The sequence below is a fragment of the Rhizobium sp. PL01 genome (assembly GCF_033447125.1).
Taxonomy (GTDB): Bacteria; Pseudomonadota; Alphaproteobacteria; order Rhizobiales; family Rhizobiaceae; genus Pararhizobium.
Window position 1 is genome coordinate 206829 of the sequence record NZ_JAWQUM010000003.1, and the last position, 25159, is coordinate 231987.

Annotated in this window: 22 protein-coding genes; 14 read left to right on the plus strand and 8 right to left on the minus strand. The window is 58.9% G+C overall.

Annotated elements, in window-relative coordinates; genetic code table 11:
* Window positions 1-27: 27 nt before the first annotated feature.
* The gene (locus R6X40_RS08740) at window positions 28-990 is read left to right on the plus strand and encodes a glycine--tRNA ligase subunit alpha (RefSeq protein WP_318412707.1); all 963 of its coding nucleotides are present in this window, start codon (window positions 28-30) and stop codon (window positions 988-990) included.
* 312 nt (window positions 991-1302) lie between these two features.
* Window positions 1303-2292, plus strand: coding sequence for a sensor domain-containing diguanylate cyclase (locus tag R6X40_RS08745; RefSeq protein ID WP_318412709.1), 990 nt, complete (start codon window positions 1303-1305; stop codon window positions 2290-2292).
* A gap of 109 nt (window positions 2293-2401) precedes the next feature.
* On the opposite strand, the gene R6X40_RS08750 is transcribed toward R6X40_RS08745, so the two are convergent.
* On the minus strand, window positions 2402-2599 hold the full coding sequence (locus R6X40_RS08750) for a hypothetical protein (protein WP_318412711.1): 198 nt from the start codon (window positions 2597-2599) through the stop codon (window positions 2402-2404).
* A gap of 204 nt (window positions 2600-2803) precedes the next feature.
* On the opposite strand from R6X40_RS08750, the gene R6X40_RS08755 reads away from it, so the two are divergent.
* The 7 genes from R6X40_RS08755 (at window position 2804) to R6X40_RS08785 (ending at window position 10116) form a co-directional block, all read left to right on the plus strand.
* Window positions 2804-3352 carry a LemA family protein gene (locus R6X40_RS08755; RefSeq protein ID WP_318412713.1) on the plus strand — a complete coding sequence of 183 codons (549 nt, stop codon included), beginning with the start codon at window positions 2804-2806 and terminating at the stop codon, window positions 3350-3352.
* Between the two features lie 100 nt (window positions 3353-3452).
* On the plus strand, window positions 3453-4721 hold the full coding sequence (locus R6X40_RS08760) for a 3-phosphoshikimate 1-carboxyvinyltransferase (RefSeq protein ID WP_318412715.1): 1269 nt from the start codon (window positions 3453-3455) through the stop codon (window positions 4719-4721).
* Between the two features lie 42 nt (window positions 4722-4763).
* Window positions 4764-6707 (plus strand): DUF2207 domain-containing protein, encoded by a 1944-nt coding sequence (locus tag R6X40_RS08765; RefSeq protein ID WP_318412718.1) that lies wholly within the window; start codon window positions 4764-4766, stop codon window positions 6705-6707.
* A gap of 101 nt (window positions 6708-6808) precedes the next feature.
* Window positions 6809-7090 (plus strand): type II toxin-antitoxin system RelE/ParE family toxin, encoded by a 282-nt coding sequence (locus R6X40_RS08770; RefSeq protein ID WP_318412720.1) that lies wholly within the window; start codon window positions 6809-6811, stop codon window positions 7088-7090.
* Between the two features lie 16 nt (window positions 7091-7106).
* Complete coding sequence (locus tag R6X40_RS08775) at window positions 7107-7406, plus strand: HigA family addiction module antitoxin (RefSeq protein WP_318412721.1); 300 nt, start codon at window positions 7107-7109, stop codon at window positions 7404-7406.
* A gap of 94 nt (window positions 7407-7500) precedes the next feature.
* Window positions 7501-9615 carry a glycine--tRNA ligase subunit beta gene (gene glyS / locus R6X40_RS08780; protein WP_318412723.1) on the plus strand — a complete coding sequence of 705 codons (2115 nt, stop codon included), beginning with the start codon at window positions 7501-7503 and terminating at the stop codon, window positions 9613-9615.
* Between the two features lie 12 nt (window positions 9616-9627).
* Complete coding sequence (locus R6X40_RS08785) at window positions 9628-10116, plus strand: DUF523 domain-containing protein (RefSeq protein ID WP_318412725.1); 489 nt, start codon at window positions 9628-9630, stop codon at window positions 10114-10116.
* Between the two features lie 27 nt (window positions 10117-10143).
* Here the strand turns inward: R6X40_RS08785 and R6X40_RS08790 are convergent, their stop codons facing one another.
* The 5 genes from R6X40_RS08790 to R6X40_RS08810 all read right to left on the minus strand — a co-directional run bounded on the left by R6X40_RS08790 (window position 10144) and on the right by R6X40_RS08810 (window position 16465).
* Entirely contained in the window at window positions 10144-10815 is a 672-nt protein-coding gene (locus R6X40_RS08790; protein ID WP_318412726.1) for a hypothetical protein, read from the minus strand.
* Between the two features lie 210 nt (window positions 10816-11025).
* Window positions 11026-11553: a plant virulence effector HPE1-like domain-containing protein gene (locus tag R6X40_RS08795; RefSeq protein WP_318412728.1), complete on the minus strand. Its 528-nt coding sequence runs from the start codon at window positions 11551-11553 to the stop codon at window positions 11026-11028.
* Between the two features lie 110 nt (window positions 11554-11663).
* Window positions 11664-12935 (minus strand): phosphoribosylamine--glycine ligase, encoded by a 1272-nt coding sequence (purD, locus tag R6X40_RS08800; RefSeq protein ID WP_318412730.1) that lies wholly within the window; start codon window positions 12933-12935, stop codon window positions 11664-11666.
* Between the two features lie 96 nt (window positions 12936-13031).
* Complete coding sequence (locus R6X40_RS08805; protein ID WP_318412732.1) at window positions 13032-15425, minus strand: bifunctional diguanylate cyclase/phosphodiesterase; 2394 nt, start codon at window positions 15423-15425, stop codon at window positions 13032-13034.
* A complete protein-coding gene (locus R6X40_RS08810) occupies window positions 15422-16465 on the minus strand; it encodes a spermidine/putrescine ABC transporter substrate-binding protein (RefSeq protein ID WP_412178352.1) in 1044 nt (347 codons plus the stop codon). Before R6X40_RS08810 ends, R6X40_RS08805 begins: the two co-directional genes overlap by 4 nt.
* A gap of 213 nt (window positions 16466-16678) precedes the next feature.
* On the opposite strand from R6X40_RS08810, the gene R6X40_RS08815 reads away from it, so the two are divergent.
* Entirely contained in the window at window positions 16679-17107 is a 429-nt protein-coding gene (locus R6X40_RS08815) for a CopD family protein (protein WP_318412733.1), read from the plus strand.
* Window positions 17108-17109: 2 nt separating this feature from the next.
* Here R6X40_RS08815 and R6X40_RS08820 read toward each other — a convergent pair whose 3' ends face one another.
* Complete coding sequence (locus tag R6X40_RS08820; protein WP_318412734.1) at window positions 17110-18309, minus strand: MFS transporter; 1200 nt, start codon at window positions 18307-18309, stop codon at window positions 17110-17112.
* A gap of 125 nt (window positions 18310-18434) precedes the next feature.
* On the opposite strand from R6X40_RS08820, the gene R6X40_RS08825 reads away from it, so the two are divergent.
* From R6X40_RS08825 to ubiA, 3 genes are all read left to right on the plus strand, one after another.
* Window positions 18435-19235 carry a helix-turn-helix transcriptional regulator gene (locus tag R6X40_RS08825; protein ID WP_318412736.1) on the plus strand — a complete coding sequence of 267 codons (801 nt, stop codon included), beginning with the start codon at window positions 18435-18437 and terminating at the stop codon, window positions 19233-19235.
* A gap of 236 nt (window positions 19236-19471) precedes the next feature.
* Window positions 19472-20245, plus strand: coding sequence for a MipA/OmpV family protein (locus tag R6X40_RS08830; protein ID WP_412178361.1), 774 nt, complete (start codon window positions 19472-19474; stop codon window positions 20243-20245).
* Between the two features lie 67 nt (window positions 20246-20312).
* Entirely contained in the window at window positions 20313-21272 is a 960-nt protein-coding gene (ubiA, locus tag R6X40_RS08835) for a 4-hydroxybenzoate octaprenyltransferase (protein WP_318412740.1), read from the plus strand.
* A gap of 357 nt (window positions 21273-21629) precedes the next feature.
* Here the strand turns inward: ubiA and R6X40_RS08840 are convergent, their stop codons facing one another.
* Window positions 21630-22196 carry a DUF6101 family protein gene (locus R6X40_RS08840; protein WP_037106261.1) on the minus strand — a complete coding sequence of 189 codons (567 nt, stop codon included), beginning with the start codon at window positions 22194-22196 and terminating at the stop codon, window positions 21630-21632.
* A 349-nt stretch (window positions 22197-22545) separates the two neighbouring features.
* Between R6X40_RS08840 and R6X40_RS08845 the strand changes: the two genes are divergently transcribed.
* Window positions 22546-25149, plus strand: coding sequence for a DUF1217 domain-containing protein (locus R6X40_RS08845; protein ID WP_318412741.1), 2604 nt, complete (start codon window positions 22546-22548; stop codon window positions 25147-25149).
* Window positions 25150-25159 lie beyond the last annotated feature (10 nt).

Below are 25159 nucleotides of genomic sequence, written 5' to 3' on the forward strand. Positions count from 1 at the left end.
CAGATACATTCAACCTGGACTGATGCCATGACCACCGCCGCTCTCCCGGACCATATGAACCCCAAGCGCTCCTTTCAGGCGCTGATCCTGACGCTGCACGCCTACTGGGCGGACAAGGGATGTGCGGTTCTGCAGCCCTATGACATGGAAGTCGGCGCCGGCACATTTCATCCGGCGACGACATTGCGCGCTCTTGGCCCAAAGCCCTGGCGGGCAGCCTATGTGCAGCCTTCGCGCCGCCCGTCGGATGGCCGTTATGGTGAAAACCCCAACCGGTTGCAGCACTATTACCAGTACCAGGTCATCCTGAAGCCCAACCCGCCGAACCTGCAGGAGCTTTATCTCGGTTCGCTGGCGGCTATCGGCCTTGATCCCCTGCTGCACGATATCCGTTTCGTCGAGGATGACTGGGCAAGTCCGACGCTGGGTGCCTGGGGTCTCGGCTGGGAATGCTGGTGCGACGGCATGGAAGTCTCGCAGTTCACCTATTTCCAACAGGTTTGCGGCATCGAATGCTCGCCTGTCTCGGGCGAACTGACCTACGGTCTGGAGCGTCTGGCCATGTATGTACAGGGCGTCGACAATGTCTATGACCTGAACTTCAACGGCCGTGAGGGCGACGAGAAGATCAGCTATGGTGACGTCTTCCTGCAGGCAGAGCAGGAATATTCACGTCACAATTTCGAATATGCCAACACGGCGATGCTTCAGCAGCATTTCGTCGACGCCGAGAAGGAATGCATGGCGCTTCTGGCGGCAGGCGCACCCGATAGCGGTGCCAATGCGGTCCTGCACAAATGCGTCTTCCCGGCCTATGACCAGTGCATCAAGGCCAGCCACCTCTTCAACTTGCTGGATGCTCGTGGTGTTATCTCCGTGACGGAAAGGGCGAGCTATATTCAGCGTGTTCGCACACTGGCGACGGCCTGCGGTGAGGCTTTTCTGCTGACGGATGCCGGTGGCATCAATCTGGCAAAAGACGCTGCCTGAACCGGATAACAAGCCGGTCCGATCCACCGCGTAAAACCGGTCGAGATCGGACGCGGCCGGTTCGCCGGGCTTCGGCGTCAGCGATCGGACCGTCCAGTAAATGATATCGTGATCAGAGGCCTGTGCAGCCGGTTATACGACCGGCATTTAGCTTATGTCTGTGAATCTGTCGCAAAATTGCACCCATTGAGAGAATTTCGCTATAATTCTCCTTGAGGGCGCAGAAACAATTACTTGAGCCCACTTCGTTGTTCAGCAAGCGTTTAAGGTGTTTGCTCTAAGCTTTGTCCAAGTGATAAGGTTTCAGGACTCATGATGGACGACGAGGATAATCTCCCCCCGGAAGTTTTGGCTTCGATGTTGATGCGAATGTTCGAGTTCGCACCAATAGCGATGGCCATTACCACCAGCGATACGAAGACGTCGAGCTATGCCAAGGTCAACGATGCCTATCTGAAGCTGACAGGCCTGAAATGGGAAAATATCCGTGGCAAGAAACTGACGTCGGACGGTGCCGCGATCGATAACCCGGCCCGTGATCGACGCCACCGCCTGCTTGCGGAAGTGGGGTCCTATGCGTTGGAAGAAGTCGACCTCGTTTATGCCGACGGCACGATCATTCCGACGCTGATTTCGGCACAACGGACCGTTGTCAATGGTGTCTCTTTCGATATCGAAGTCATTGTCGACGTGTCGGCGCGTGTGCGGCAGCAGCGCGAAATCGAGAACGCCTTGCGGGCATCGGCGCGGACCGACGCCCTGTCTGGCCTGCCAAACCGGGCCTGTTTCGACGAGATTGTCATCGAGGCCGTCGCGCGCAGCATGTTGAATGACCGCAAGCTGGCGCTGGCGTTCATCGACCTCAACGGTTTCAAGACGGTGAACGACAAGATGGGGCATGCCGCCGGCGATGAGGTGCTGAGAACCATCGCCAGCCGCTTGCGCGAAAGCTTTCGCGCCACCGATTTCATTGCCAGAATTGGTGGCGACGAATTCGTCGTTCTGCTCGATGTCGATTTGAAGCTGGCGGCAGACGTGCAGCAAAACGTCCAGGATGCGATGGAGCGCGTTTTCAAGCCAATCGCGATCGAGGGAAAGGTGACCTATACCGGCGCGGCCGTCGGCGTCACGTTCCTGCACGCGGACGATACCGTCGCCTCCTTCATCCGCAGGGCCGATGAATACATGTATATTGCCAAGGCGAGCGAACAGCGCGTCGCGGTCGTCTGTTTCGGGCAAATCCTGGAGACAGTTCCTTCGCCGGAAGACGCGGTGGAATGGGGCAGATTCGGCCGGTCTTGAAAGGCAGCCTTTGAGACGCAGCGGCGCCGATGAAGCACATCCTCTTTTTTGTAAAAGTTGAACGGTGTGCTTGTGATCCCGGCATCGCGCTCGGATTGCTGCCGCCAATTTAAACCAGGTCGCTCTCCTCGCCCCCAGCCTGCCAGACAGGCTTCAGCGTCGGAAATGCGCCGGTTGGTACCTGGCCGGCATAGGTCTGCAATGCCCGGCGAACGCCTGCGGGTTTTTCAACAGTGGCGACGCTCGCATAGGCAAAAAACAAGGCCGAAAAGGCGATGACGTTGATAAGGGCGGCGAGCGTTTTCATGGCTGTGGTGCTTTGCAGGTTCGGCGTTGATCTGATGCCCCACTATCGATCAGGCGCCGCCGTCGCGCGGTTCCCGGTGGAACAGGTTGATGCGGCTGAAACGGGAAAAGCGGCGGGGTGAAGCGAGCGGTTGAAATTTGTCTTTCAACGGCGGCGAACGATGCCTAAGCTGCGGAAAACATATGTTTCGCGAAGGAAGCCCACATGATTGGTCTCGCTATTGCCGCAGCCGTGATCCTCTACCTGATTTTTCTCTATAACGGCCTGGTCAAGGCACGGCAGGTGAAAGAGGAAGCATGGTCCGGCATCGACGTGCAACTGAAGCGCCGCGCCGATCTCATTCCCAACCTGATCGAGACCGTCAAAGGTTATGCCGCCCATGAAAAGGGCACGCTGGAAGAGGTCGTCGCTCTTCGCAACAAGGCGCAGGCGCTGCCAGCCGGCGATGTCGCTGGGCGGGCTGCGGCGGAAGGCATGCTCAGCCAGGCACTCGGTAAGCTGTTTGCTCTGGCGGAAGCCTATCCCGACCTCAAGGCCAACCAGAATTTCTCCGAGCTGCAGCAGTCGCTGGAAAGCATTGAAAGCGAAGTGCAGATGGCTCGCCGCTACTATAACGGCGCTGCCCGCGACCTGAACGTTAAGGTCGAAAGCTTCCCGTCGAATTTTATTGCCGGCCCGTTTGGATTTACCAAGGCGGCGTTCTTCGAGATCACCAACGAGGCCGACCGCACTGTCCCGGTGGTAAAGTTTTGATCTAGCCCGAAACGGCATTCCGTCGTAGACGGCTATCCACAATCGAGAGAGCACGCACGGCCCCGGACAGGCGGTGCTGAAGGCATGAAGAGACAAGAGCATGAACGCCGCAGACCAGAAATTGACCATCCTGCCGCCCGGCCATCCGCTTGAAGGTCGCGTCAATCCGCCCGGTTCGAAATCGATCACCAACCGGGCGCTGCTTCTGGCCGGTCTCGCCAAGGGCACCAGCAAGCTGACCGGCGCTTTGAAGAGCGACGACACCCGCTATATGGCCGATGCCCTGCGCGCCATGGGCGTGGACATTTCCGAGCCGGACGACACGACATTCATTGTCACCGGCTCCGGCAAACTTTCGCCGCCCGAAAAGCCACTCTTTCTTGGCAACGCGGGTACCGCAACGCGCTTCCTGACGGCCGCTGCCGCCCTTGTCGATGGCACCGTGGTCGTCGATGGCGACCAGCATATGCGCAAGCGGCCGATTGCGCCTTTGGTCACCGCGCTGCGTTCGCTCGGCGTCACAGTGGAAGCCGAAACCGGATGCCCGCCAGTAACAGTCGTAGGCACCGGCGATTTCGCCAGGGACCATGTCACCATCGATGCCGGCCTTTCCAGCCAGTACGTATCCGCCCTGCTGATGGCCGCTGCCGGCGCTTCCCGTCCGATCAATATCGAGCTTGCTGGCGAAGAGATCGGTGCACGCGGCTATATCGATCTCACGGTCGCCGCGATGCGTGCCTTCGGTGCCGAGGTAACCGAGGTCAGCCCATCGATCTGGCAGGTAGCCCCGACCGGTTACCACGCGACGGATTATCTGATCGAGCCCGATGCCTCCGCTGCAACCTATCTCTGGGCGGCGGAAGTGCTGACCGGCGGCCGGATCGACCTTGGCGTCGCAGCAGGCTCGTTCTCGCAGCCGGATGCGAAAGCCTATGACGTCATCGCCAGCTTCCCGCATATGCCCGCCGTCATCGACGGCTCTCAGATGCAGGACGCCATTCCAACGCTTGCCGTGCTTGCTGCCTTCAACGAGACGCCGGTGCGTTTCGTCGGGATCGAGAACCTGCGTGTCAAGGAATGCGACCGTATTCGCGCCCTTTCGACCGGCCTTTCCAATATTCGCACCGGTCTTGGCATGGAGGAAGGCGACGACCTGCTGGTCGCCTCCGATCCGGCGCTTGCCGGCCAGACGCTACCGGCCGAGATCGATACATTCGCCGATCACCGCATTGCCATGAGCTTCGCGCTGGCGGGGTTGAAGATCAACGGTATCACCATTCTCGACCCCGGCTGCGTCGCCAAGACCTATCCGCGCTATTTTGACGAACTTGCTTCGCTCGGCGTTGGGCTTGAGGGCGACCGGCCTTAACAGGACGAAGATACGGCGGCAGGGCCGGGAGGGATCGATCGCATGAAACGTGTTCTCACGGGGCTGGGATGGCTCTCCCTTTTCGTCACCATCCTGATCGCCGCGAGCGGACTTGCGCGGGCAGAGGAAGTGTTCACCTCCTACCGCTCCGCCATCGACGTCGCCAAGAGCGGCGTGCTGAGCGTCACCGAAACGATTACGGCCAATGTCGAGGGAGACCGCATCAAGCGCGGCATCTACCGCGATTTTCCATTGACCGTAACCGACGCAGACGGCCGTGTCGGCAAGGTGGATTTCAAGCTGATCTCCGTCGAGCGGGACGGTGCCGAGGAACCGTATCGCACCGAAAGCATCAGCGGTGGCATCCGGATCTATACCGGCGACAAGGATGTGTTCCTGCCGGATGGTGAACACACCTTCCAATTCACCTATGAGACGGCCCGCCAGATCCGCTTCTTTGCCGATCATGATGAACTCTACTGGAACGTGACAGGGAACCAATGGGCGTTTCCGATCGACGAAGCGTCTGCCACGGTTGCCTTGCCGGCGGGCGTCAAGGCAGAGGCGCTGGATGTCTTTACCGGCACCCAAGGCGCGACCGGCAAGAATGCCCGTGCGCTCGAAGACGGCGACCGGCTGGTCTTCACCACGACACAGCCCCTTGAAGCGAACGAGGGGCTGACCATTGCCGTCAAAATGCCGAAGGGCAGCATCGATCCGCCCTCGGTATCGCAGGAAAGAGCTTGGTGGTTCCACGACCACCTGCCGCCGATCCTGGCCATCACCGGCTTCATCATCGCCGGGCTCTATTATTCCCGCATGTGGCTGAAGGTCGGCCGCGATCCGGCCCGCGGCGTCATCGTACCGCGCTGGGACGCGCCGGACGGGATCTCCCCGGCATTGGTCAACTATATCGATAACAAGGGCTTTTCCGGTCAGGGCTGGACGGCCCTTTCCGCTGCCGCTCTTAATCTCGCCGTCGGCGGGTATGTCGTCCTGAAGGACTTCAAGAATTCGCTGGTGATTACCCGCACCAACAAGGCAAAGCCGCCCTCGCTGCCGACCGGTGAGGCGACCGTCCTGGCGGCGGTGCGGCGCAACGGTGGCGAACTGACGATCGACAGGGCCAACGGTCCGGCGGTGCAGAAGGCTGGAGCGGATTTCCGCAACGCCATGGAAAAGGAACATCGCAACAAGTACTACCATGCCAACACCGCCTATGTGGTTGGCGGCATTGCGATCTCTGTGCTATTTCTGCTGGCCATTTTCATGTTCGGCCTGCTTGATGGCGCGACCGTTGCACTGGTGATTTTGCCAGTGGTTGCTTCGGTGTTCATCTCGTTGTTTGCGGTCGCCATCGGCCGGCTGTTCAACAGGCGGGGTAGCCTGTTTGCGCGCATCGGCTCATTGATTGTCGCCGCCTTTCTGACCTTCTTTATCGTCGCAGCAGGGCTCAGCGTTCTGGCTGTGGTCATCAGCATGGCGCTGACCGAGCATCAGGTTCCGCTGCTGATCGGCGTCGGCGGCATTGTGCTCGTCAACATGCTGTTCTTCCATCTGATGGGTGCCCCAACACCGATCGGTTCGAAGATGATGGATGGCATCGATGGTCTCAGGCAATATCTGACCCTGGCGGAAAAAGAACGGATGAACATGGCCGGAGCACCGGACATGTCGCCGCAGCATTTCGAAAAGCTGTTGCCCTATGCCGTGGCGCTCGGCGTCGAAAAGCCCTGGTCGGAAACCTTTGATCGCTGGTTTCTGGCCGCCGCCGCCGGTGCCGCCGTTTACCAGCCGGTCTGGTACAACGGCAACGCTTTTGCAGCAGGCTCCTTCGGGGATCGCATGGGCGGCTTTGCCGGTTCGATGGCCAGCACCATGAGCGCATCGCTGCCCCCGCCACCCAGCTCCTCATCCTCCGGCTTCTCCACTGGCGGCGGCTTCTCCGGTGGCGGTGGCGGCGGAGGTGGTGGAGGCGGGTGGTAATTCTTCCACCTCCTCCGCGGCTCGGTAAATTGTATCATTTCATGATACTTGACGGAGTGATCCTGATGTATCATTATATGATACGGTTCTGGAGATGAGTGGTGATCCGTTCTTTCAAGGGCAAGCTGTCTCCGTCCGTGGCCGACGGTAGCGTGAAAAAGGGATTTCCGGTCGATCTCGTTCGCCGTACGCAGCAACTGTTGGTCCTGTTGAATGCGGCGTCCGATGTGAAGGATTTGCGCTCGCCGCCGGGCAATCGGCTGGAGAAGTTGTTGGGAGATCGGGAAGGCCAGTACTCGATCCGTATCAACCAGCAATGGCGCATCTGCTTTGCGTGGTCGAACGGCGGTGCCGATGATGTGGAAATCGTCGATTATCATTGAGAGTAGGGATTGTCAGATGAATGATATCGGTCTGCCTGCCATCCATCCGGGCGAAATCCTGAAGGATCTTTATCTTGATCCGCTGGATATGAGTGCAGGAACACTTGCCAAGAAGCTGAACGTCCCAAGGACCCGCATCGAACGCATCGTCACCGGCAAGACCGGCGTGACCTCCGATACCGCGCTGCGTCTCGCGAGATTCTTCGATACCACGCCGGAACTCTGGATGAATTTGCAGGTGAGTTACGACTTGAAGCTCGAAGCGGAGCGTAAACGCGCCGAGATTGAACGCATTCCAGTCCGTGATGCCGCGTAAGCGCCGACTTTTCCGCCATTGAATGGATGACTTTTGCCGCCGGGCTTGCTAAATCCCCCGCAGTCAATCGATCCCTTAGAAAAGCATCCATTCCATGCCCGATCTTCTGCTTGAACTCCGCTCCGAGGAAATCCCGGCCCGTATGCAGCGCAAGGCTGCCGGTGATCTGAAGAAGCTTCTGACCGATGCGCTGGTCGAGGCGGGGCTGACCTATGAGGGCGCGCGGGAATACTGGACGCCGCGCCGGCTGACGCTCGACATTCGTGGCTTGAAGACCCGCTCCGCCGATGTGCGCGAAGACCGCAAAGGCCCACGCACCGATGCCAATGAAAAGGCGATCGAAGGCTTTTTGCGCGGTGCAGGTCTCACCTCGATCGATCAGGCGCATGTGCATAGCGATCCGAAGAAGGGCGATTTCTATGTCGCCCATATCGTCAAGCCCGGCCGTCCGGCAGAAGAAATCATCGCCGAGGTGATGCCCGGCATCATTCGCAATTTCCCCTGGGGCAATCCGATGCGCTCGGGCGCAGCCTCCGCCAAGCCGGGCGCGCTGCGCTGGGTGCGGCCGCTGCAGTCGATCGTCTGCCTGTTCGGCCCGGAGCATGAGGAAACCCAAGTCGTGCCGTTTACGGTCGGTGACATCACCGCGTCGAACGTCACCTATGGCCACCGCTTCCATGCGCCGGAAGCCATCACCGTGCGCCGCTTTGCCGATTACATCGAGAAGCTGGAAAAGGCCAAGGTCATCCTCGATGCCGAGCGTCGTAAGCAGATCATCGCTGCCGACGCCGCCAACATCGCTTTTGCCAGCGGCCTTGAATTGGTCGAGGACGAAGGCCTGCTGGAAGAGGTTTGCGGCCTTGTCGAATGGCCGCAGGTGCTGATGGGCTCGTTCGAGGAAGAGTATCTGGCCATCCCGTCGGAAATCATCCGCCTGACCATCAAGACCAACCAGAAGTGTTTCGTCACCCGCCGTCCGGGCGAGGAAACCCTGTCGAACAAGTTCATCCTCGTTGCCAATATCGAGGCAAAGGACGGCGGCAAGGAAATCATCCACGGCAACGGCAAGGTTGTTCGCGCGCGTCTCTCTGACGCCAAGCACTTCTGGACCCGCGATCAGGGAAATCTACCAGACCTCGAAACACTGGAAGCCTCGGCCAAAAAGTTTGATCTTGATCTGAAAAAACCGCTCGACCAGCGCATGGCCAAGCTCGACGCCCTGAACGTCACCTTCCATGCCAAGCTCGGCAGCCAAGGCGAGCGCGTCCAGCGCATCCGCACGCTGGCCGCGGAACTGGCCAAGGTGACCGGTGCGGACCTGAAACTGGTCGACCGTGCCGTCGTTCTTGCGAAGGCCGACCTGCGGACCGAAGCCGTCGGTGAATTCCCGGAACTGCAGGGCATCATGGGCCGCAAATATGCGGTTCTGCAGGGTGAGGATGCCTCGGTCGCGGCTGCGGTCGAAGATCACTGGAAGCCGCAAGGCCCATCTGACCGCCTGCCTGCCGATGCTGTCGGCCTGACGGTTGCTCTTGCCGACAAGCTGGACACATTGATCGGCTTCTGGGCCATCGACGAGAAGCCGACGGGATCAAAGGACCCCTATGCGCTAAGGCGCGCGGCACTGGGTGTCGTGCGGATTCTGCTGGAGCGAAAGGTCCGCCTGCCTCTGTCAGCAGTTGTGAAGGATAGCGACCTCGTCGCCTTCTTCCAGGACCGCCTCAAAGTCTACCTGCGCGATCTCGGCGCCCGCCATGACCTGATCGACGCCGTTTTGACGCCGGATGCCGACGATCTGTTGATGGTTGCCCGCCGCGTCGAAGCGCTGACGGCCTTTGTCACCTCGGAAGAGGGCCTCAACCTGCTCGCCGGCACCAAGCGCGCCACGCAGTTGCTGGCCGCCGAGGAGAAGAAGGGCACACAGGTCGCAGCAACCGTCGATCCGGCGCTGCTGACGCTCGATGCCGAAAAGGCGCTCTATGCCGCTGTGACGCAGGCTTCCACCGAGGCCAGTGCTGCGATCACAGGTGAAGACTTCCGCTCGGCCATGGAAGCCTTGTCGATGCTGCGCGGCCCGGTCGACCAGTTCTTCGTCGACGTTCTGGTCAACGACGAAGACCCAGCCATCCGCGCCAACCGTCTGGCCCTGCTCGGTCTGATCCGCGCAGCAACGGGAACGGTTGCGGATTTCTCGAAGATTTCGGGCTAAGAGGAGGAGCCGATGAGGGCCAAAATCCTCGTCAGCGCCTGTCTCATGGGCCATGCCGTCCGGTATGACGGGCAGGCGAAGCCGCTTGTGCATCCGGCGCTCGATCGCTGGCGGCAGGAGGGGCGGCTGGTGACGATCTGTCCGGAAATGTCGGCCGGCATGCCGGTGCCGCGTCTTCCGGCGGAGATCGAGCCGGGAAAATCGGCAACGGACATTCTCTTAGGCGTCGGCCACGTGCGCGAAAGTAGCGGCGGCGATGTTACGGATGCGTTCGTGCAGGCGGCGCGCAATGCGCTGGCATTGGCGCTCGAGACCGGATGTGCCTATGCCTTGCTGATCGATGGCAGCCCATCCTGCGGCTCCGGTTTCGTCTATGACGGTAGCTTTTCGGGGCGCCGTCAATCGGGGGAGGGCGTGACGGCAGCCCTTCTGAAGGCCAATGGCATCCAGGTGTTTTCCGACCGCCAGATTGAAGAATTGATGGTAGCCGCCGGCAGTTGAAAGCCACACAAAAAGCCGTCGGCTTGCTCAGTCCTTGAATGTCAGGGCGAGATTGGTGAAGGTTAAGAATGCGGTCCAGGCGACGGCAAAGGCCATGACCGTTATCCCCGCCGACGCCCAGTTTGATTTCCCGACCTGCCCTTTGAAAAAGAAGAAATTCGACGCGAGCAGCCAGATCTGAGCCGCGATGAACGCCAGCAGATAAGCAATGTTTCCGGTGTGCGGGTAGAGAATGAAGGTCATCGATGTGACCAGCGTGAACGGCGCGCAGACATAACATTGCTGGTTGAACGGTATTCTCAGGCTGCTGCGGGTCACCGATCCCGGGGTGATCAGATCGTAGATCAGGGCGAAGGTGATCGGGAAGATCGAAAAGATCACCATTCGGAAGAACAGCAGATTGATCCAGGATTCGGTAACATATTGTCCGGTCTGGCTGCCTTTCAGCGTTGCGAGATCAGCCGGCGCAAGCGGTGCGAAGAAGGCGGCGATTGCGATCGAAAGGAACAGGAAGATCGACGGTTTCATGCCGCTGTCGAAGGAGATATCCTCATCCTTCAAGGTCTCCTGCCGTGCATAGTCGAGCATGTATCCCGGCTGGAAGATGACGCGGAACAGGGTGTAGGGATAAAAGATCAGCCACATCAGAAGCTCGAAGATCAACTTCTCGATGGATTTGGCGATGTTGAAGACGTCCATGATATCCCCGCTGGCGCATGTTTCCGGACGCGTCCCACCTTGCCAGCAGACTGGATTACGCCTGCTGATGTCAAGGGCGGCAGATTGGGGGATGCCCCACAAAAAATTGCGCCCCTGCTTCTCTCAGGGGCGCAATCTTTCGCCTGGAGGGCGAATGCCCGGTCAGCCTTTTATGTGTGGCTGGTTAGGGCAGGGACAGGAAGTTCAGTGTTAATTTAGCCGAAGTTGGAAATTTTCGAGATCAACTTCTTGTGACTGGCTGTCTTGCGGCGTTACCGAAGCGATATCGGCCATCGATGCCGTGGTGACGGCGGCCGTTTTTGCAGAATTATCGATGATGTTCACGGTCGCGGTCGCCTGAGCTTCGACCGGAAACGCATCGCCTGTCGTCGCTGTTGCCAGATGCACGGGCGCCGGTATGGTTGCCTGCGCGGCCTTGATGTCCGCGTCGGAAGCCTTGTTGACGAAGACGACCGGAGAGCCGCCGAGCCAGGCTTCGGTGCGCACCAGCTTCATCTCGCCGTTGATTTCCTTCAGTTCCACCCGTTCAGTGCCGGGTGCAATGTCAGGGACGATGTAGCTGGATTTTTTCTTGACGACCAAGGGCGGGCACTGGCCACAGGACAGTTGCGAGATACTGCTGTTGACCTTCTCGCCGGAAATGATGTTTTCGAGCGAAGACGCGCCGGCTGTGCTGGCCGCAACCAGGCTTGTGAGTGTAAACAAAAGGGCGCGCATCGGCTTTCTCCTCTGAAATCGTCAGAGGAAAATATCCGTTCTCCGTTACGTTCCCGTCAGGAGATTTGGTAAAAATTGAATGAGTTTTCCGATTGGCCGGCGATGGCCCGTCAGGCCTTTTCGCGCTCGACCGCCTGCCAGCCAATATCGCGGCGGCAAAAGCCATTGTCCCATTCCACCCGGTCAACTGCCGCATAGGCGCTGTCCTTGGCCGCGCTCACGGTGCTGCCCATCGCGGTGACGTTGAGCACCCGGCCGCCGGTGGCAACCAGTTGGCCGTCCTTGACCGCTGTTCCGGCATGAAACACCTTGGCTTCAGGACCGGCCTCTGGAAGGCTGGCGATCGGGGTGTTCTTTTCATACGCGCCCGGATAGCCCTTGGACGCCATCACCACCGTGAGTGCTGCATCGTCGCGCCACTCGGCGCTGACAGAGGCAAGCGTGCCGGTGGCGGCCGCGTAAAGCAGCGGCAGCAGATCGCTCTTCAGCCGCATCATCAGAACCTGGCATTCCGGATCGCCGAAGCGGACATTGTACTCGATCAATTCCGGACCTTTGGCGGTGATCATCAGGCCGGCGAAGAGGACGCCGGTAAAAGGATGACCGCTATCGGCCATGCCGGCAATCGTCGGCTCGATGATCTCGCGCATGGTGCGCTCGACCATGTCTGGCGTCATCACCGGGGCAGGAGAATAGGCACCCATGCCGCCGGTGTTCGGGCCTGTGTCGCCGTCACCGACGCGCTTGTGATCCTGCGCCGAGGCCAGCGCCAGAGCGGTTTTGCCGTCGCAAAGGCAGAAGAAACTCGCTTCCTCGCCGTCGAGATAGGCCTCGACCACCACTTCGGCTCCAGCCGCACCAAAGATGCCGGAAAAGCAGCTGTCGACGGCGTCAAGCGCTTCGTCGAGTGTCATGGCAACGGTCACGCCCTTGCCTGCTGCAAGCCCATCGGCCTTGATGACGATCGGCGCGCCCTGTTGACGAACATACGCCTTGGCCGGCTCGGCGGAGGTGAAGCGCTGATAAGCGCCGGTCGGAATATTGTATTTGGCGCAGATGTCCTTGGTAAAACCCTTGGAGCCTTCAAGCTGGGCGGCAGCGGCTGACGGTCCGAAAACAGTGATGCCGTCGTCGCGCAACGTGTCGGCCAGACCAGCGACCAGTGGCGCTTCCGGGCCGACAACGACGAAATCGATCGCTTTCTTGCGGCAGAAGGCAAGAACGGCAGCGTTGTCGGCCGTATCGACATCCACAATGGTCGCCTCTTCGGCGATACCTGGATTGCCGGGGGCGGCATAAAGGGCCGTCAGGCGTGGCGATTGCGCCAGTTTCCATGCCAGCGCATGTTCGCGCCCGCCCGAACCGATCAACAGAACTTTCATCGCCTACTCCCGCAATCCGCAGTGTTGAGGTGCGGTTAAGGCGAGGGCGGCCCAAGGTCAAGGCGAAATCGGCACAACACCGGCGATACCGGCGTTTCAGGAGGCGCTTGATGCTCCGGAATGGCGGCTGTGATCGTTGAAAGACAGATAGTCGTCTGCAGGGTTGGCAATTTTCACCGTCTGCCTCAATGCCCAGATGGTCAGTTCAGGCAGTACTAGCGGCTTGCTGATGAGGTAGCCCTGGAAATGGTCGCAACCGGCCGCGGTCAGCATCGCGAGTTTCTCGTCAGTATCGACCCCTTCGCCAACAACTGTCATGTCCTGCGCGTGGCAGAGAGCGACCATCGCCTTCAGAGCTGGCAAGGATCCCTCTTTGGCAAGGTTTTGCACCAATGCGCGGTCGAGCTTGATGGTGTCTGCGGTGTATTCGATGATCTGCTGCACGGAGGTATAACCGGCGCCGAAATCGTCGATGGAGATACGGAAGCCCCGCTCGCGCAGGGTCTCGATGTTCCGGTGCACCTGATCGCCAAGCTTGACGGCGTAGGTTTCCGTCAGTTCGATTTCGATGGTCCACGGATCGATCCCGTGCAGCTTCGCGCAATCGGAGAAATAATCGCTGATCGATTTGGAGTGCAGTTCCGCCGACGAGATGTTGATCGCAAGCACGGTGTCCTCTCCGAACAGCTGCTTCAGCCGGTGGTGTTCCGACATTGCCCGGTTGATCACCCACCAGTCGATTTTGGTGAACAGGCCGGTGCTTTCGGCGATCGGCACGAATTCGTCGGGCGTGACGTTGCCCAGCGTTGGTGAGAACCAGCGCAACAGCGCCTCGCAACCGGTCACCTTACCGCCGGGATCGACGATTGGCATGTAGACGAGGTGAAACTGCTCGTCGGGATCGACCAGCCGCAGTTCCTCCTGAATGTGGCGGATGCGGTTGCGCTTGTCCTGCAATTCCCGCGAGAAACGCGAAGAGCGGTTCTTGCCGTTGGTCTTTGCCTGGTACATCGCCGCATCAGCATTGGAGATCAGCTCGGCAAGATTGGTCGCATCCGTCGGGCAGATGGCGACGCCGATGCTGGCCGTTACGGGATAATACTTGCCGCGCACCTCGAAACCGTTGGAAAACAAGGCAAGGATCGCGGCGCACATTTCCCGGATCGTGCCGTCACGCGGTGTCGATTGTGCGAGAACTGCAAACTCGTCACCGGACAGGCGGGCAAAGACAGCCGGCGCCATCTGCCGTCGCGCAACGATCACGCTGATGGCGGCCTCGATCCGTAGCGCCAGCGTTTTCAACAGGTCGTCGCCGACCTCATGGCCATATTTGTCGTTGACGAACTTGAAGTGGTCGATGTCGATGAACAGAAGGCTGCAATGGTCACCCTCCGTCTTGACCTTGTCGATGACCTCAGCGGCAAGCAGGTTGAAATGGGCGCGATTGCTGATGCCGGTCAGCGTATCGGTCCAGGATGCCTGCTGAACCAGGTTCAACGCGCGCTGCGATTGATCATGCAATTGCTTGATATTGCCGGTCAACCGGCCGATCTCGCCTTCCGCACCGGTTTGCCTGATGTCGTCGTTTTCACCACTCATCACCGCCGTCACCTGCCGGTCGAGAGCCGAGATCGGGTTGGTGATGAACCGGCGGATCAGCGCGATCATCAGGCCGACGGAGATAAAGCTCATCACCAGTGCGCCAAAAATCAGCAGTAATTTCAGCTGTCCCATATTGCCGGATCCGTGGGACGGCGGGACCGTCAGCGTTGCAAACAAGGAAGGCGCCATTCGAACGGATGCGGAAAGGCTGTCGGGCTGCTGCGGTTGCGGCGCGGTCTCGAAACTGACGGCTGTTTCATATTCCTGCTGCAGGGTACGCTGCATGCTCAAGAATTGTGTCGGCTCGATCGCCACCTGTACCAGCAGCGCATCCGCCTTGGCGCTCGGCAGCGGGCGGCTGAAGGTGACGGGGTCGATGAATTCCGAGTAGACGATCAGCTGGCGTGTTTCGGCATCGTGCAGAAAACTCCAGTCCCGCAACTGGCTGCCGCCTGCAAGCCGGCTTGCCAGCGCAAATTGCGGTGCACCGATCTCGGCGAACGGATCATCGCTGTTCTCAAAGTAATACCCCGGTGTCAGGTCGGGATTGAAGATGGCGAAGGAGATGAATTTCTTCGGATCGTCAGACAGCGAGCGGACGCTCTGCTGCAACCGCAGGCCAAGCGCGTTGTTGCGATAGGCCTCATCCGGTTCCGACACGAACAGGCGGACAGCGTTGCCTTCCAGGATCGAGTAGAGAAAGCTCCGGCTCTGGCTGACCTCATTGCGAAACAACGCGGCCATATGGTCGAGCTGTTGCGAAAGCCGGGTCCGCTCCAGAGCGAGAACCGAATGTCCCTGCACAAAATACACCGAGAGCGCGGCCAGCAGGTAGCCTGCCAGGACGACCGGAAAGATCAGGAAAAACGCGCGTTTGCCAAGTGTCACTGGAAGTTTGCCATCGAGCTGATGATGCGCCGGCGCGTCTGTATCGACTGGATCGTCAATTCCTTCTGATACTGGCTCTTGGCCAGGATGTCGGCGGGCGGATATATTTCCTGATTGGACTGCATCTCTGCAGGGATCAGCTCGAGTGCCCTTTCACTCGCGGTCGGCATCATCAAGGCCTCGGCGTTATCAGCCGCACTTTGCGGTGAGCCGATGAAGTCAACCAGTTGCAATGCGAGCGCCTTGCGCGGGGATGCGGTGGTAACTGCCATGCAATCGAGCCAGGAAAGGGTGCCTTCCTTCGGAACTGCGTAGTGCCAGACGCCGGGCGTGCCGGCCTTGTCGTTGAGCACGTGTTGATCGCCGCTATAGGCCAGTGCCATATAGATATTCTTGCCGTGTTCGGGGTTCTGGATCGAGGTGATCACATAATCGTAGGTGAGAACGAACGGTGCCTGCTTCTTCATGACCTCAAAGGCGGCTTTCAGCGTCTCGTTATCATTGGCATTGATGGATTTTCCCAGCATGGCCAGCGGCGCAACGAAGGCCTCGTTATGATCGTCATACATGGCGATATGTTTTTTCAGCTCGGCCGCTGGCGACATCAGGTCGTTCCAGGAGGTGGGCGTGGTCTTCACCATGTCGGACCGGAAGACGATGCCCATGGTGCCCCAGAGATAGGGCATGCCGTAGCCGGCGCAACGGGACGTCCACTCGGGCTTGTAGTCTTTCATCGATCCGACGTTCTTGTCCGACAGCAGCTCCAGCACACCGCGCTTGCCAAACAGATCGGCTCCGTTTTCGCCGATAACGGCAATGTCGATATTGCTGCCGGGATCCGAAAGCACCTCGTCGCGTGCATCGCCGCTGTCATAATAGACTTGGTGCACGCCAACGCCGGTCTTTTCGGTCCAGCGGTCGAGGATTTTCTGGTCGATATAGGACTCCCAGATCAACAGGTTCAGCGTTTCCGCATGCACAGGCGCTGACGCGATCGATACGCCGAGCGCAGTGGAAGCGGCAATTAACATGTTGCGCATCAATTCACCCCGATAGTCCCCGGGGCAAACCTTAGCGTTCAATGCTTGATGAATACTTACAATAGAATGCACTGGGTTGTATTTTGGTTGAAATATTTCAGCGCATCGCGCGATGCTTGTGTGGTGCTTTGCTGCGACACCACAGCTGCCTGCCGCATCTCGAAATGCCGAGCATTTGATGCCATTCATGGATCCGGTTGAGGAGGAATATCCATGAGTTATCTGCTGTTCAAATCTCTACATATCGCTGCCGTCATCATCTGGATGGGGGGCATGGTCCTGTCGTCGGCCGCGATGTTATGGCTCGCGTCCGCCAAGCGGCCGCGCATCGAGCGTGAAACGGAGGTCGTCGCAGCGCTCAAGCGTTGGGACAGCCGTGTGACTTCGCCGGCGATGGGGCTTGCCTGGGTGTTTGGGATTGTCGTTGCGGTGGAGGGGGACTGGTTCAGCCAGCCCTGGCTGCACGCCAAGCTGGCTCTGGTCATCATCCTGTCGGCACTGCATGGAAACCTGTCGGCGAGTTTTCGACGTTTGCAGGCCGATCCAGACCGCGAGCCGGCCGGTTACTTGAAGTATTCCGGACTTTTCACGCTCGCGGCCATATTCGGGATCGTCTTTTTGGTCGTTCTCAAGCCGTTCTGATCCTAGCGGTGGCTCGGAAGCTTCGGCAGGAAGATCGTCAAAAGGCCGAGCAATGGCATGTAAGAGCAAAGCGTATAGACGAACTCGATACCGTTGCGATCGGCAAAGATACCGAGGACCGCAGCGCCGATGCCGCCGAAACCGAAGGCGAAGCCGAAGAACATGCCGGCGATCAGGCCGACGCGGCCCGGCACCAGTTCCTGGGCAAAGACCACGATGGCCGAGAACGCCGAGGAGAAGATGAAGCCGATGATAATCACCAGTGCCGCCGTCCAGAACAGGTTGGCATAGGGCAGCAGCAGCGCGAAGGGAATGACGCCGAGGATCGAGAACCAGATGACGAAGCGTGCGCCAAACCGGTCACCAATCGGCCCGCCGAAGATCACACCGGCAGCCGATGCGCCGAGGAACAGGAACAGCAGCATCTGCGCTTCCTGAACGCCGACGCCGAATTTCTCGATGGTGAAGAAGGTGAAATAGCTCGACAGGCTGGAGAGATAGGCGTTTTTCGTCGCTGTCAGGATGACGAGAACGATCAGCGTCCAGATGACCTGGTTGCGCGGCAGCGGCAATGTGCGGCTGACCGGCTTGCGGCCGGCCGTGCTGCGGCGATGGCGGGTGTACCAGACACTGACCCAGGACAGAACCATGAAGCCGGTCAGCGCTATGACCGAGAACCAGCTCAAGCTGCCCTGTCCCTGCGGAATGACGATGAAGGCCGCCAGCAATGGGCCGATTGCCGTGCCGGTATTGCCGCCGACCTGGAAAAATGACTGGGCAAGCCCATGGCGTCCACCGGAAGCAAGCCGCGCGACGCGGGATGCTTCGGGATGGAAGATCGCCGAACCGATGCCGATCAGGCATGCGCCGATGACGAGCACATAGAAATGGTGGGCATTGGCCAGAGTGATCAGGCCAGCGCAGGTCGACAGCATCGCCGCTGGCAGCGAAAACGGCATCGGCCAACGGTCGGTGACGACGCCGACTGCGGGCTGCAGCAGTGACGCCGTGACCTGAAATGCGAAGGTCAGAAGGCCAATCTGCACGAAATCAAGCGCATAGTTCTCCTTCAGCAGCGGATAGAGCGATGTCAGCAGCGACTGCATGATATCGTTCAGCATATGGCAGAAGCTGACGGCCACGATGACGGAGACCGCAGTCTTCTCCGGGCTGATGCCTGTGGGTGATGTGATGCTCGCCATGCTGTCTTCCTCGCCGGACGTATAGTGTAAAATGAATATTCGCTGTCTCTACATCGCTTGAGTATGGCCTGCTTTCGTGCTCTGGTCGCATTCTTTCGCGAGTGGGCCAAATGCAGAAAAACGACATGAAATCGGGAGACCCTGGAAGCGATGATACCCATCGTGAGAACCTGCTGTGGATCGATTCGAACGAAGATCCCATTACCGCCCTCGGGCGGCATTATCCGGCCGGCTCCCGCGGACTGCCGCACAGCCATACCAAGACGCAGCTTTGGTGTGCCCGCCGGGGTGTGGTGCTGGTCAATACCGCAGGCGGACGCTGGATGATCCCGCCCGGTCACGGGTTGCTTATTCCTGCCGGTCTCGAGCATTTCAGCGAGATGATCAGCGATGTCGAAATGCACTCCATCTACGCGGATCTCTCGGTCATTTCCGCCGATCAGCCGCGTGTGCTGGAAGTGACGCCGCTCGCAAGCAGCCTGATGGAAGAACTGGTCATGTCGGACGAGAAGCCGCTGAGCCCGCGCCGTAAACGGCTGATCATCGAGCTTTTGCTGGACGAAATCAGCCAGCTGCCAGAGCGGCCGCTTGGGCTGCCGTTTCCGGTTGACGCGCGGCTTGGCCGTCTCTGCCGGCATTTCCTGAAATCACCGGACGCCAATGCCGGCATTGACGAATGGGCAAGCGGTCTGGGCATGAGCCGCCGCTCCTTTACCCGGTTGTTTCGCGCTGAAACCGGCGTCAGTTTCGTCACCTGGCGCCAGCAGGCCTGCATATTCGCCTCGTTGCCGCGTCTGGCCGAAGGCGAACCGGTGACCAATGTCGCGCTCGATGCCGGCTATGAAAACATCGCAGCGTTTACCACTATGTTTCGGCGGATGCTCGGGAGTTCGCCCAGCACCTATCTGAAATCGCGGATGTCCTGATCGCTGACGGGTTTGATGCCGGTGGTTCCCGGCGAATTTGACTCCGGTTTTATCTAAATAGTTGTAATTTATAATAATTCACACTGAAGCAGCAGTCCCGCATGGAAAATAAAGGCTGAAATCTACTGGTTAACGAGATGGTAGTGAGGCGAAGCCTATAAGGCCCGGAACGAACCGTTTTTTGTGTCTGGAGTTCCGACGTGTTCAGCCGATCCTTGTCTGCCCTTTCCCTCGGGCTGTTTTTCGCCGCTTCCGTTTCTGCCCAAGCGCAGGAGCGCCAGCATTTCTGGTCCGGAGACTGGTACCTGAAGGTCGGCGCCACCGGTTTTATAGGGCCGAAATATGACGGCTCGTCTGACCGCCTTTTCTCTGCCGCGCCGCTGATTTCGCTCGGCCGGGCTGGCAGCACAGTGCGATTTTCGTCACGCAACGACAATCCCGCCTTCGCCTTCGTCGACAAGGGTGCCTTTCGCGCTGGTGTCGTTGGCAAGCTGATTTTTGAACGCGATGACGATACCTCGTTCGATCTCAAGGGCCTTGATCCCGTGCGCTTCGGCGGCGAACTCGGCGGCTTTGCCGAGGTCTATCCGACCGACTGGCTGCGCATCCGCGCCGAGTTGCGCCAGGGTATCCGCAGTCATCACGGCCTTGTCGCTGATGTCGCGGCAGATGGGTTCGTCGATGTCAGCGATAATGTCCGCGTCTCCGCCGGTCCGCGCCTGTCGGCCGCCACCAGCGATTATTTCGATGCCTATTACGGTGTCAGTTCATCGGAATCTGCAAAGTCCGGCTATTCGAAATATACGCCGTCCGGCGGCCTGAACTCCATCGGAGCAGGCGCTGCGATCACCTGGCAGGCAACCGAAAAACTCGAAACCAGCGCTTTTGCCGAATACAAGCGGCTGATGGGTCCGGCGGCGGATTCGAGTATCGTCAACGAAGGCGGCAGCCGCAACCAGTTCCTGGTTGGCCTCTCCGCCACCTACCGTTTCGATTTCACGCTGGAATAGGCACCGGCGTTGCAGTGCGGCGGTCTGTCGGCTTGACCCGGGATCATCCGCGCTGCAAACAAACGGCATGAATACACGTCCAGCCGATTCCGGGCGCGTCCACGATGCGCCGTCCAACAACTGGGTTTACCGCGTGCTGCCAAGGCCGCTCTGGCCCTATGCGCAGCTTGCCCGCTGGGATCGTCCGATCGGCTGGCAATTGCTGATGTGGCCGTGCTTCTGGTCGGTGGCGCTGGCGGCCAATGCGGCGGCCTCGCTTGGTACCTTTTCGTCCGGCCGCTTCGTCTTTCATCTTCTGCTGTTCTTCATCGGTGCCGTCGCCATGCGCGGTGCCGGTTGCACCTATAATGATATTGTCGACCACGATATCGACATGGAAGTGGCGCGCACGCGCTCACGGCCATTGCCGTCTGGCCGTGTCACGCGGCGGCAGGCCAAGGTCTTCATGGTGCTGCAGGCGCTCGCCGGTCTGATCGTGCTGTTGCAGTTCAACGGCTTTTCCATTTTCCTCGGCGTTTTCTCGCTGATTTTCGTGGCTGTCTATCCGTTTGCCAAGCGGTTTACCGACTGGCCGCAATTCTTCCTTGGCCTTGCCTTTTCCTGGGGCGCGATCATGGGCTGGTCGGCGGAGTTTGGAACGATCGGCTTGGCATCTGTCTTCCTTTATGCCGCTGCCATCGCCTGGACGGTCGGCTACGACACGATCTATGCCTATCAGGATAAAGAGGATGACGAGTTGATCGGCGTGCGCTCGACCGCGCGGCGGTTTGGCGATCGTCCGCGCCCGTGGCTATTCGGCCTCTACGGTCTGGCGATCCTGCTGCTGCTTGTCTCGTTTGCGCTCGCGGGGGCGGGGCTGTTGGCCTATGTCGGCCTGTTGGTTGCAGCGGTTCTACTGTTTTATCAAATCCTGGTTTTGGATATCCACGATGCCGCTCAGTGTCTGGCTTTGTTCAAGTTCAACAACGTTGTCGGACTGATCCTTTTCGTTGGACTTTGTGCCGCGCTGCTGGTCCGGATTGCATAAAAAAGCCCTCCGGATGGCCGGAGGGCAGGGTCCACCGCAGTAAAACCGTTACCGCGCAGCACTTTTGAGCGCAAAGGCGCCGGGCGTCAACAACTCAAGCCCAGCTCAATTCCTCGTCGGGGTTCTTCTTCGTTCTGGCAAAGCGGGCGGAAAAGGCGGCGATGGCCGCAAGAATGAATGTGCGCATGATCTGTCTCCTTCTCGTGCCGGCAATGTGCTATCTGCCTGTGGCATCAAAAAGGCGCTACCAAGGTTTTCCAAAGGCTCAGTTAAGAGGCTGAAAATACAAACAAAAAACCGGCCGCAGGGACAGCCGGTCTTTTGCACTGGAGGAAGGCTCGGAAAATGTGTCGAAAGTCAGTTGCGGGCGATGATTTCGCGGCCGTCGATCTTCATGTTGACACCCAGACTGCCGGTTGCGCGGCGCATCAGGAAGCGCGGGCGGCGATCGTTGAACAGTGAATGGCGGCGGCGCGGCTTGATATCGCGGGTGCGGACTTCGCCGAGATGATCTTCCAACGGGCGGGCGACGCCGTCGGCTTCGACCATCAGCATCGGGATTCGGTAGGCCTCCGACCAGGTGCGCCAATCGGCGGCAATATCGGCAAGGTCATGGGCGACCAGAAGCGGGATGCAGAGATCCGGGTCATCATGATGCAGTTCAAGCGTCACGGTCACTTCTCCGTCTCCATGGTCTATGGCGCGGGCGGCGACGCCCTTGAAGGCACGTGCCGGCAGCGCGATCGACAGTGGCAAGCCGCTGGAAGGCAAAACCTTGCGCAGTACCGCTCCACGTTCGTCCAGGCTTATGGTGACATTGCTGGACTGTCCGTGCAAGGTGTAGCTTGCCTGCTGGGGAAAGCGTTTCGGATCCATTCGCAGTGTGGTTTCAACCCAAGCCGGTTGTGAAAGTGTTTTCAGCATTTCAATCGCCCTTGTTTTCCTTGAGAGCCGGTTCCCGGTCTTCTCGTCGGGACTTTTCGTCCTCTGTGAGCCAAGGATAGGCGGAGCGCGTTTGAGACCACTTAAAAATCGCAGTTAAAAAACTTTGCATTTCCTGATGGTTAGCAAAGGCCAACGCAGCAGGGTTTCTCAAATCTGAAGAAAATCGGCTGCATTTTTCCGACCCCTTGGTCCCGCACCGCCGGGTTGAGGAAAAGCCACGCACAAGCAAGACCAGCGATTGTGATGCCGATTATGGCCGCACTGCGCGGCATTGCGTCCATCCGGACGCCTTAGCGTCGTGCAATTTCAGACGATCGGCAGAGCGGCAATGGTTTCAACATACATCGACTACAACCTCCTCACGCGCGACATGAAGACGAGCCTTCAGCGCACGTCGCAGCAGACACTGATCGCCCGCGAAACGCAGTATTACAAAGACAATATCGGTAACGTTACGTCGATTGACGAGTTCCTCGGTGACTACCGGCTCTATGCCTATGCCATGAAGGCGCATGGCCTGGAAGACATGACTTATGCTAAGGCCTTCATGCGTAAGGTCCTGGAGAGTGACCTCAGCGACGACGACAGCTACGCCAATAGACTGACGGATGATCGCTACCAAAATTTCGCGAGGGCGTTCAGTTTCTCCGTGTCGACCGAGGTGGTCCAAAGTGATGCACAGGAAGACGCGCTGATCGGTCTGTATAATCGGACAGTCTCCAACATCGATTCAAAGATGGCCGAGGAGACGAGCTACTACGATACAATGATGGGCAAGATCACCAACGTCGATCAGTTCCTGCAGAATGACAGGTTACGATCCTATGCGTTCCAGGTGTTCGGTGTTGACGAGAAAACCTTCAATTATGCCCAGGTACGCGGCGCGCTGGTCAGCGATCTCAAGGACCCGAACAGCTATTTTAATATAAATTTCGCGCCGGCTCTGGCCGACGCCGTGGCGACCAAGGCTTCATCCACTCAAGCCCTATCCGCCCTGACGAGCCGTATACAGTCTCAGACGCGCATCCCCAAGATCGACGCCTTGCTGGCACTGCCCGAGACATCGGATGAAGACAGGGTGAAGTTGCAGGCCGAAAAAACCACCCTGCAGAATAACATTGCCACGATCAATGCCGCTTTCCCGGAAATGACCAGCAATATCGACGCCTATGCCGGCGTCGAGGCCGAAATCGCCGGGCTCAAGACACAGATGGCCCAGCCCGGTCTCACCGAGGCGGAGCGGGCTGGGTTTCAGGCGCAGATCGAGCAGCGTCAAACCGCGCTCAAGACCATGAAGGGCGTGAACTTCTACGGTGCCGATTTGGAGGCCAAGCAGACGGAGAGCACTGCTACGGTTGCGCGGCTCGGTGTCTTTCAGGACCTGGCCTTGATGTACGATTTCGCAGCGGATGGGTCGGTACCCGCCGGCGGAACGGCGCAGGCCGCAGACAGCCTCAAGGCAACCAAGGAAGTCTATGCCTACAAGGCGCCGCGCGCGACGATATCGGTCGCCTTGCTGCACAAGTCCTATTATGAGGATACGATCGGGACCATCACCACGGTTGGACAAATCAAGGGTGACAGCCGACTCTATTCCTACATTCTGACAGCTTTCGGTCTGCCGTCCAGCACCACGGTCGCGACGCTCGAAAGCATTCTGAAAAGTGATCCGAACGACCCGACCAGCTTCGTGAACACCAAGGGTGGAGAATACAACGCCGCCTACAAGGAGTTGAGGGCGGCGTTCAATTTCAAGGCCGATGGCACGCTGGCGGCCGGTGATAAACCGCAGACGGCGGCGCAGACCAAGTCGACCTCAGACAACTACATGGTGCGCTACAATGACGCCGATGAAGCTGCCGATCAAACCTTGATCAACTCCTTCAAAAGCCTGATGAAAATCGTCTCGAATGTCGACGATCTGCTCTCAGACAACAAGATCATGAAATTGGCGCTCACCGCCGTCGGTCTCGAAAACGAGGGCGACACGGCGCGCAAGATCAAGAAGGTGCTGACCAGCGATCTCACTGATCCGAAGAGCTATGTCTATACACTGAAGGACGACCGCTATCTTCAGTTGGCAAAGGCGTTCAATTTCAATGCGGATGGGTCGGCCGGTGTGCCGATGCTGGCGCAGGCGGAATCCGAAATCCTCAACACCGCCAAGTCCTATGTCATCGAAAAGAGCCGTTTCGCTACGGACGATGAAAAGACCAAGGCGACTGCGGAGGCGAAATATTACAGCGCCGAGGTCGAAAAGATCAAATCGCTCGACGATCTCCTGTCCAACCGCCGCCTGGTCGATTTTGTGCTTGTCGCCGCCAAGCTTGATCCGAAAACGGTGACGACCGATTATCTCCGCAAGATGTTCGAATCCGACTTCAACGATCCGAACAGCTTCATCAATAAGGAGCCGAACACGACGGTCTACAAGGAACTCGTCGCCTCCTACAATTTTGACAGCAGCGGCAATCTGGCCCGCCCGGACCTCGGCATACAGACCAAGCGCGGGCTTCTGGAAACCGAGGACCTCTACCTCAATCAGAGCCTTGAGCAACAAAAGGGCGAGGACAATGCCGGTGTGCGGCTCGCACTCTATTTCCGGCGTCAGGCGACGGGCGTTAACACCGCCTACGATCTCCTGGCCGACGGTGCGCTGATGCAGGTCGTCCGGACGGCGTTCAGCATCCCGGAGGCGATGTCGAGCGCCAATGTCGATGTACAATATGCCTATATCAACCGCGTGCTCGACGTGAAGGATCTGCAGGATCCGGAAAAGCTGGAAAAGCTGCTACTGCGCTTTACCGCCCTTTACGATGTCGAAAACAATGTCGATGTCTCCGGCGCCCAACTGATCCTGTCGGGCGGTGGCGGTGGCATCAGCGCCGATACCTTGTTCAGCCTGTCACAGCTGCGTCTCGGCGGCTTCTAATCCTGGCTTT

What these genes read in the sequence shown, in the direction of transcription:
- R6X40_RS08790 (WP_318412726.1), bottom strand. Translation starts at nt 10,815, where the DNA reads ATGGACGTCTTCAACATCGCCAAATCCATCGAGAAGTTGATCTTCGAG.
- R6X40_RS08745 (WP_318412709.1), top strand. Translation starts at nt 1,303, where the DNA reads ATGATGGACGACGAGGATAATCTCCCCCCGGAAGTTTTGGCTTCGATG.
- R6X40_RS08760 (WP_318412715.1), top strand. Translation starts at nt 3,453, where the DNA reads ATGAACGCCGCAGACCAGAAATTGACCATCCTGCCGCCCGGCCATCCG.
- purD (WP_318412730.1), bottom strand. Translation starts at nt 12,935, where the DNA reads ATGAAAGTTCTGTTGATCGGTTCGGGCGGGCGCGAACATGCGCTGGCA.
- ubiA (WP_318412740.1), top strand. Translation starts at nt 20,313, where the DNA reads ATGAATACACGTCCAGCCGATTCCGGGCGCGTCCACGATGCGCCGTCC.
- R6X40_RS08840 (WP_037106261.1), bottom strand. Translation starts at nt 22,196, where the DNA reads ATGCTGAAAACACTTTCACAACCGGCTTGGGTTGAAACCACACTGCGA.
- R6X40_RS08845 (WP_318412741.1), top strand. Translation starts at nt 22,546, where the DNA reads ATGGTTTCAACATACATCGACTACAACCTCCTCACGCGCGACATGAAG.
- R6X40_RS08785 (WP_318412725.1), top strand. Translation starts at nt 9,628, where the DNA reads ATGAGGGCCAAAATCCTCGTCAGCGCCTGTCTCATGGGCCATGCCGTC.
- R6X40_RS08820 (WP_318412734.1), bottom strand. Translation starts at nt 18,309, where the DNA reads ATGGCGAGCATCACATCACCCACAGGCATCAGCCCGGAGAAGACTGCG.
- R6X40_RS08765 (WP_318412718.1), top strand. Translation starts at nt 4,764, where the DNA reads ATGAAACGTGTTCTCACGGGGCTGGGATGGCTCTCCCTTTTCGTCACC.
- R6X40_RS08825 (WP_318412736.1), top strand. Translation starts at nt 18,435, where the DNA reads ATGAAATCGGGAGACCCTGGAAGCGATGATACCCATCGTGAGAACCTG.
- R6X40_RS08795 (WP_318412728.1), bottom strand. Translation starts at nt 11,553, where the DNA reads ATGCGCGCCCTTTTGTTTACACTCACAAGCCTGGTTGCGGCCAGCACA.
- R6X40_RS08810 (WP_412178352.1), bottom strand. Translation starts at nt 16,465, where the DNA reads ATGCGCAACATGTTAATTGCCGCTTCCACTGCGCTCGGCGTATCGATC.
- R6X40_RS08815 (WP_318412733.1), top strand. Translation starts at nt 16,679, where the DNA reads ATGAGTTATCTGCTGTTCAAATCTCTACATATCGCTGCCGTCATCATC.
- R6X40_RS08740 (WP_318412707.1), top strand. Translation starts at nt 28, where the DNA reads ATGACCACCGCCGCTCTCCCGGACCATATGAACCCCAAGCGCTCCTTT.
- glyS (WP_318412723.1), top strand. Translation starts at nt 7,501, where the DNA reads ATGCCCGATCTTCTGCTTGAACTCCGCTCCGAGGAAATCCCGGCCCGT.
- R6X40_RS08755 (WP_318412713.1), top strand. Translation starts at nt 2,804, where the DNA reads ATGATTGGTCTCGCTATTGCCGCAGCCGTGATCCTCTACCTGATTTTT.
- R6X40_RS08750 (WP_318412711.1), bottom strand. Translation starts at nt 2,599, where the DNA reads ATGAAAACGCTCGCCGCCCTTATCAACGTCATCGCCTTTTCGGCCTTG.
- R6X40_RS08775 (WP_318412721.1), top strand. Translation starts at nt 7,107, where the DNA reads ATGAATGATATCGGTCTGCCTGCCATCCATCCGGGCGAAATCCTGAAG.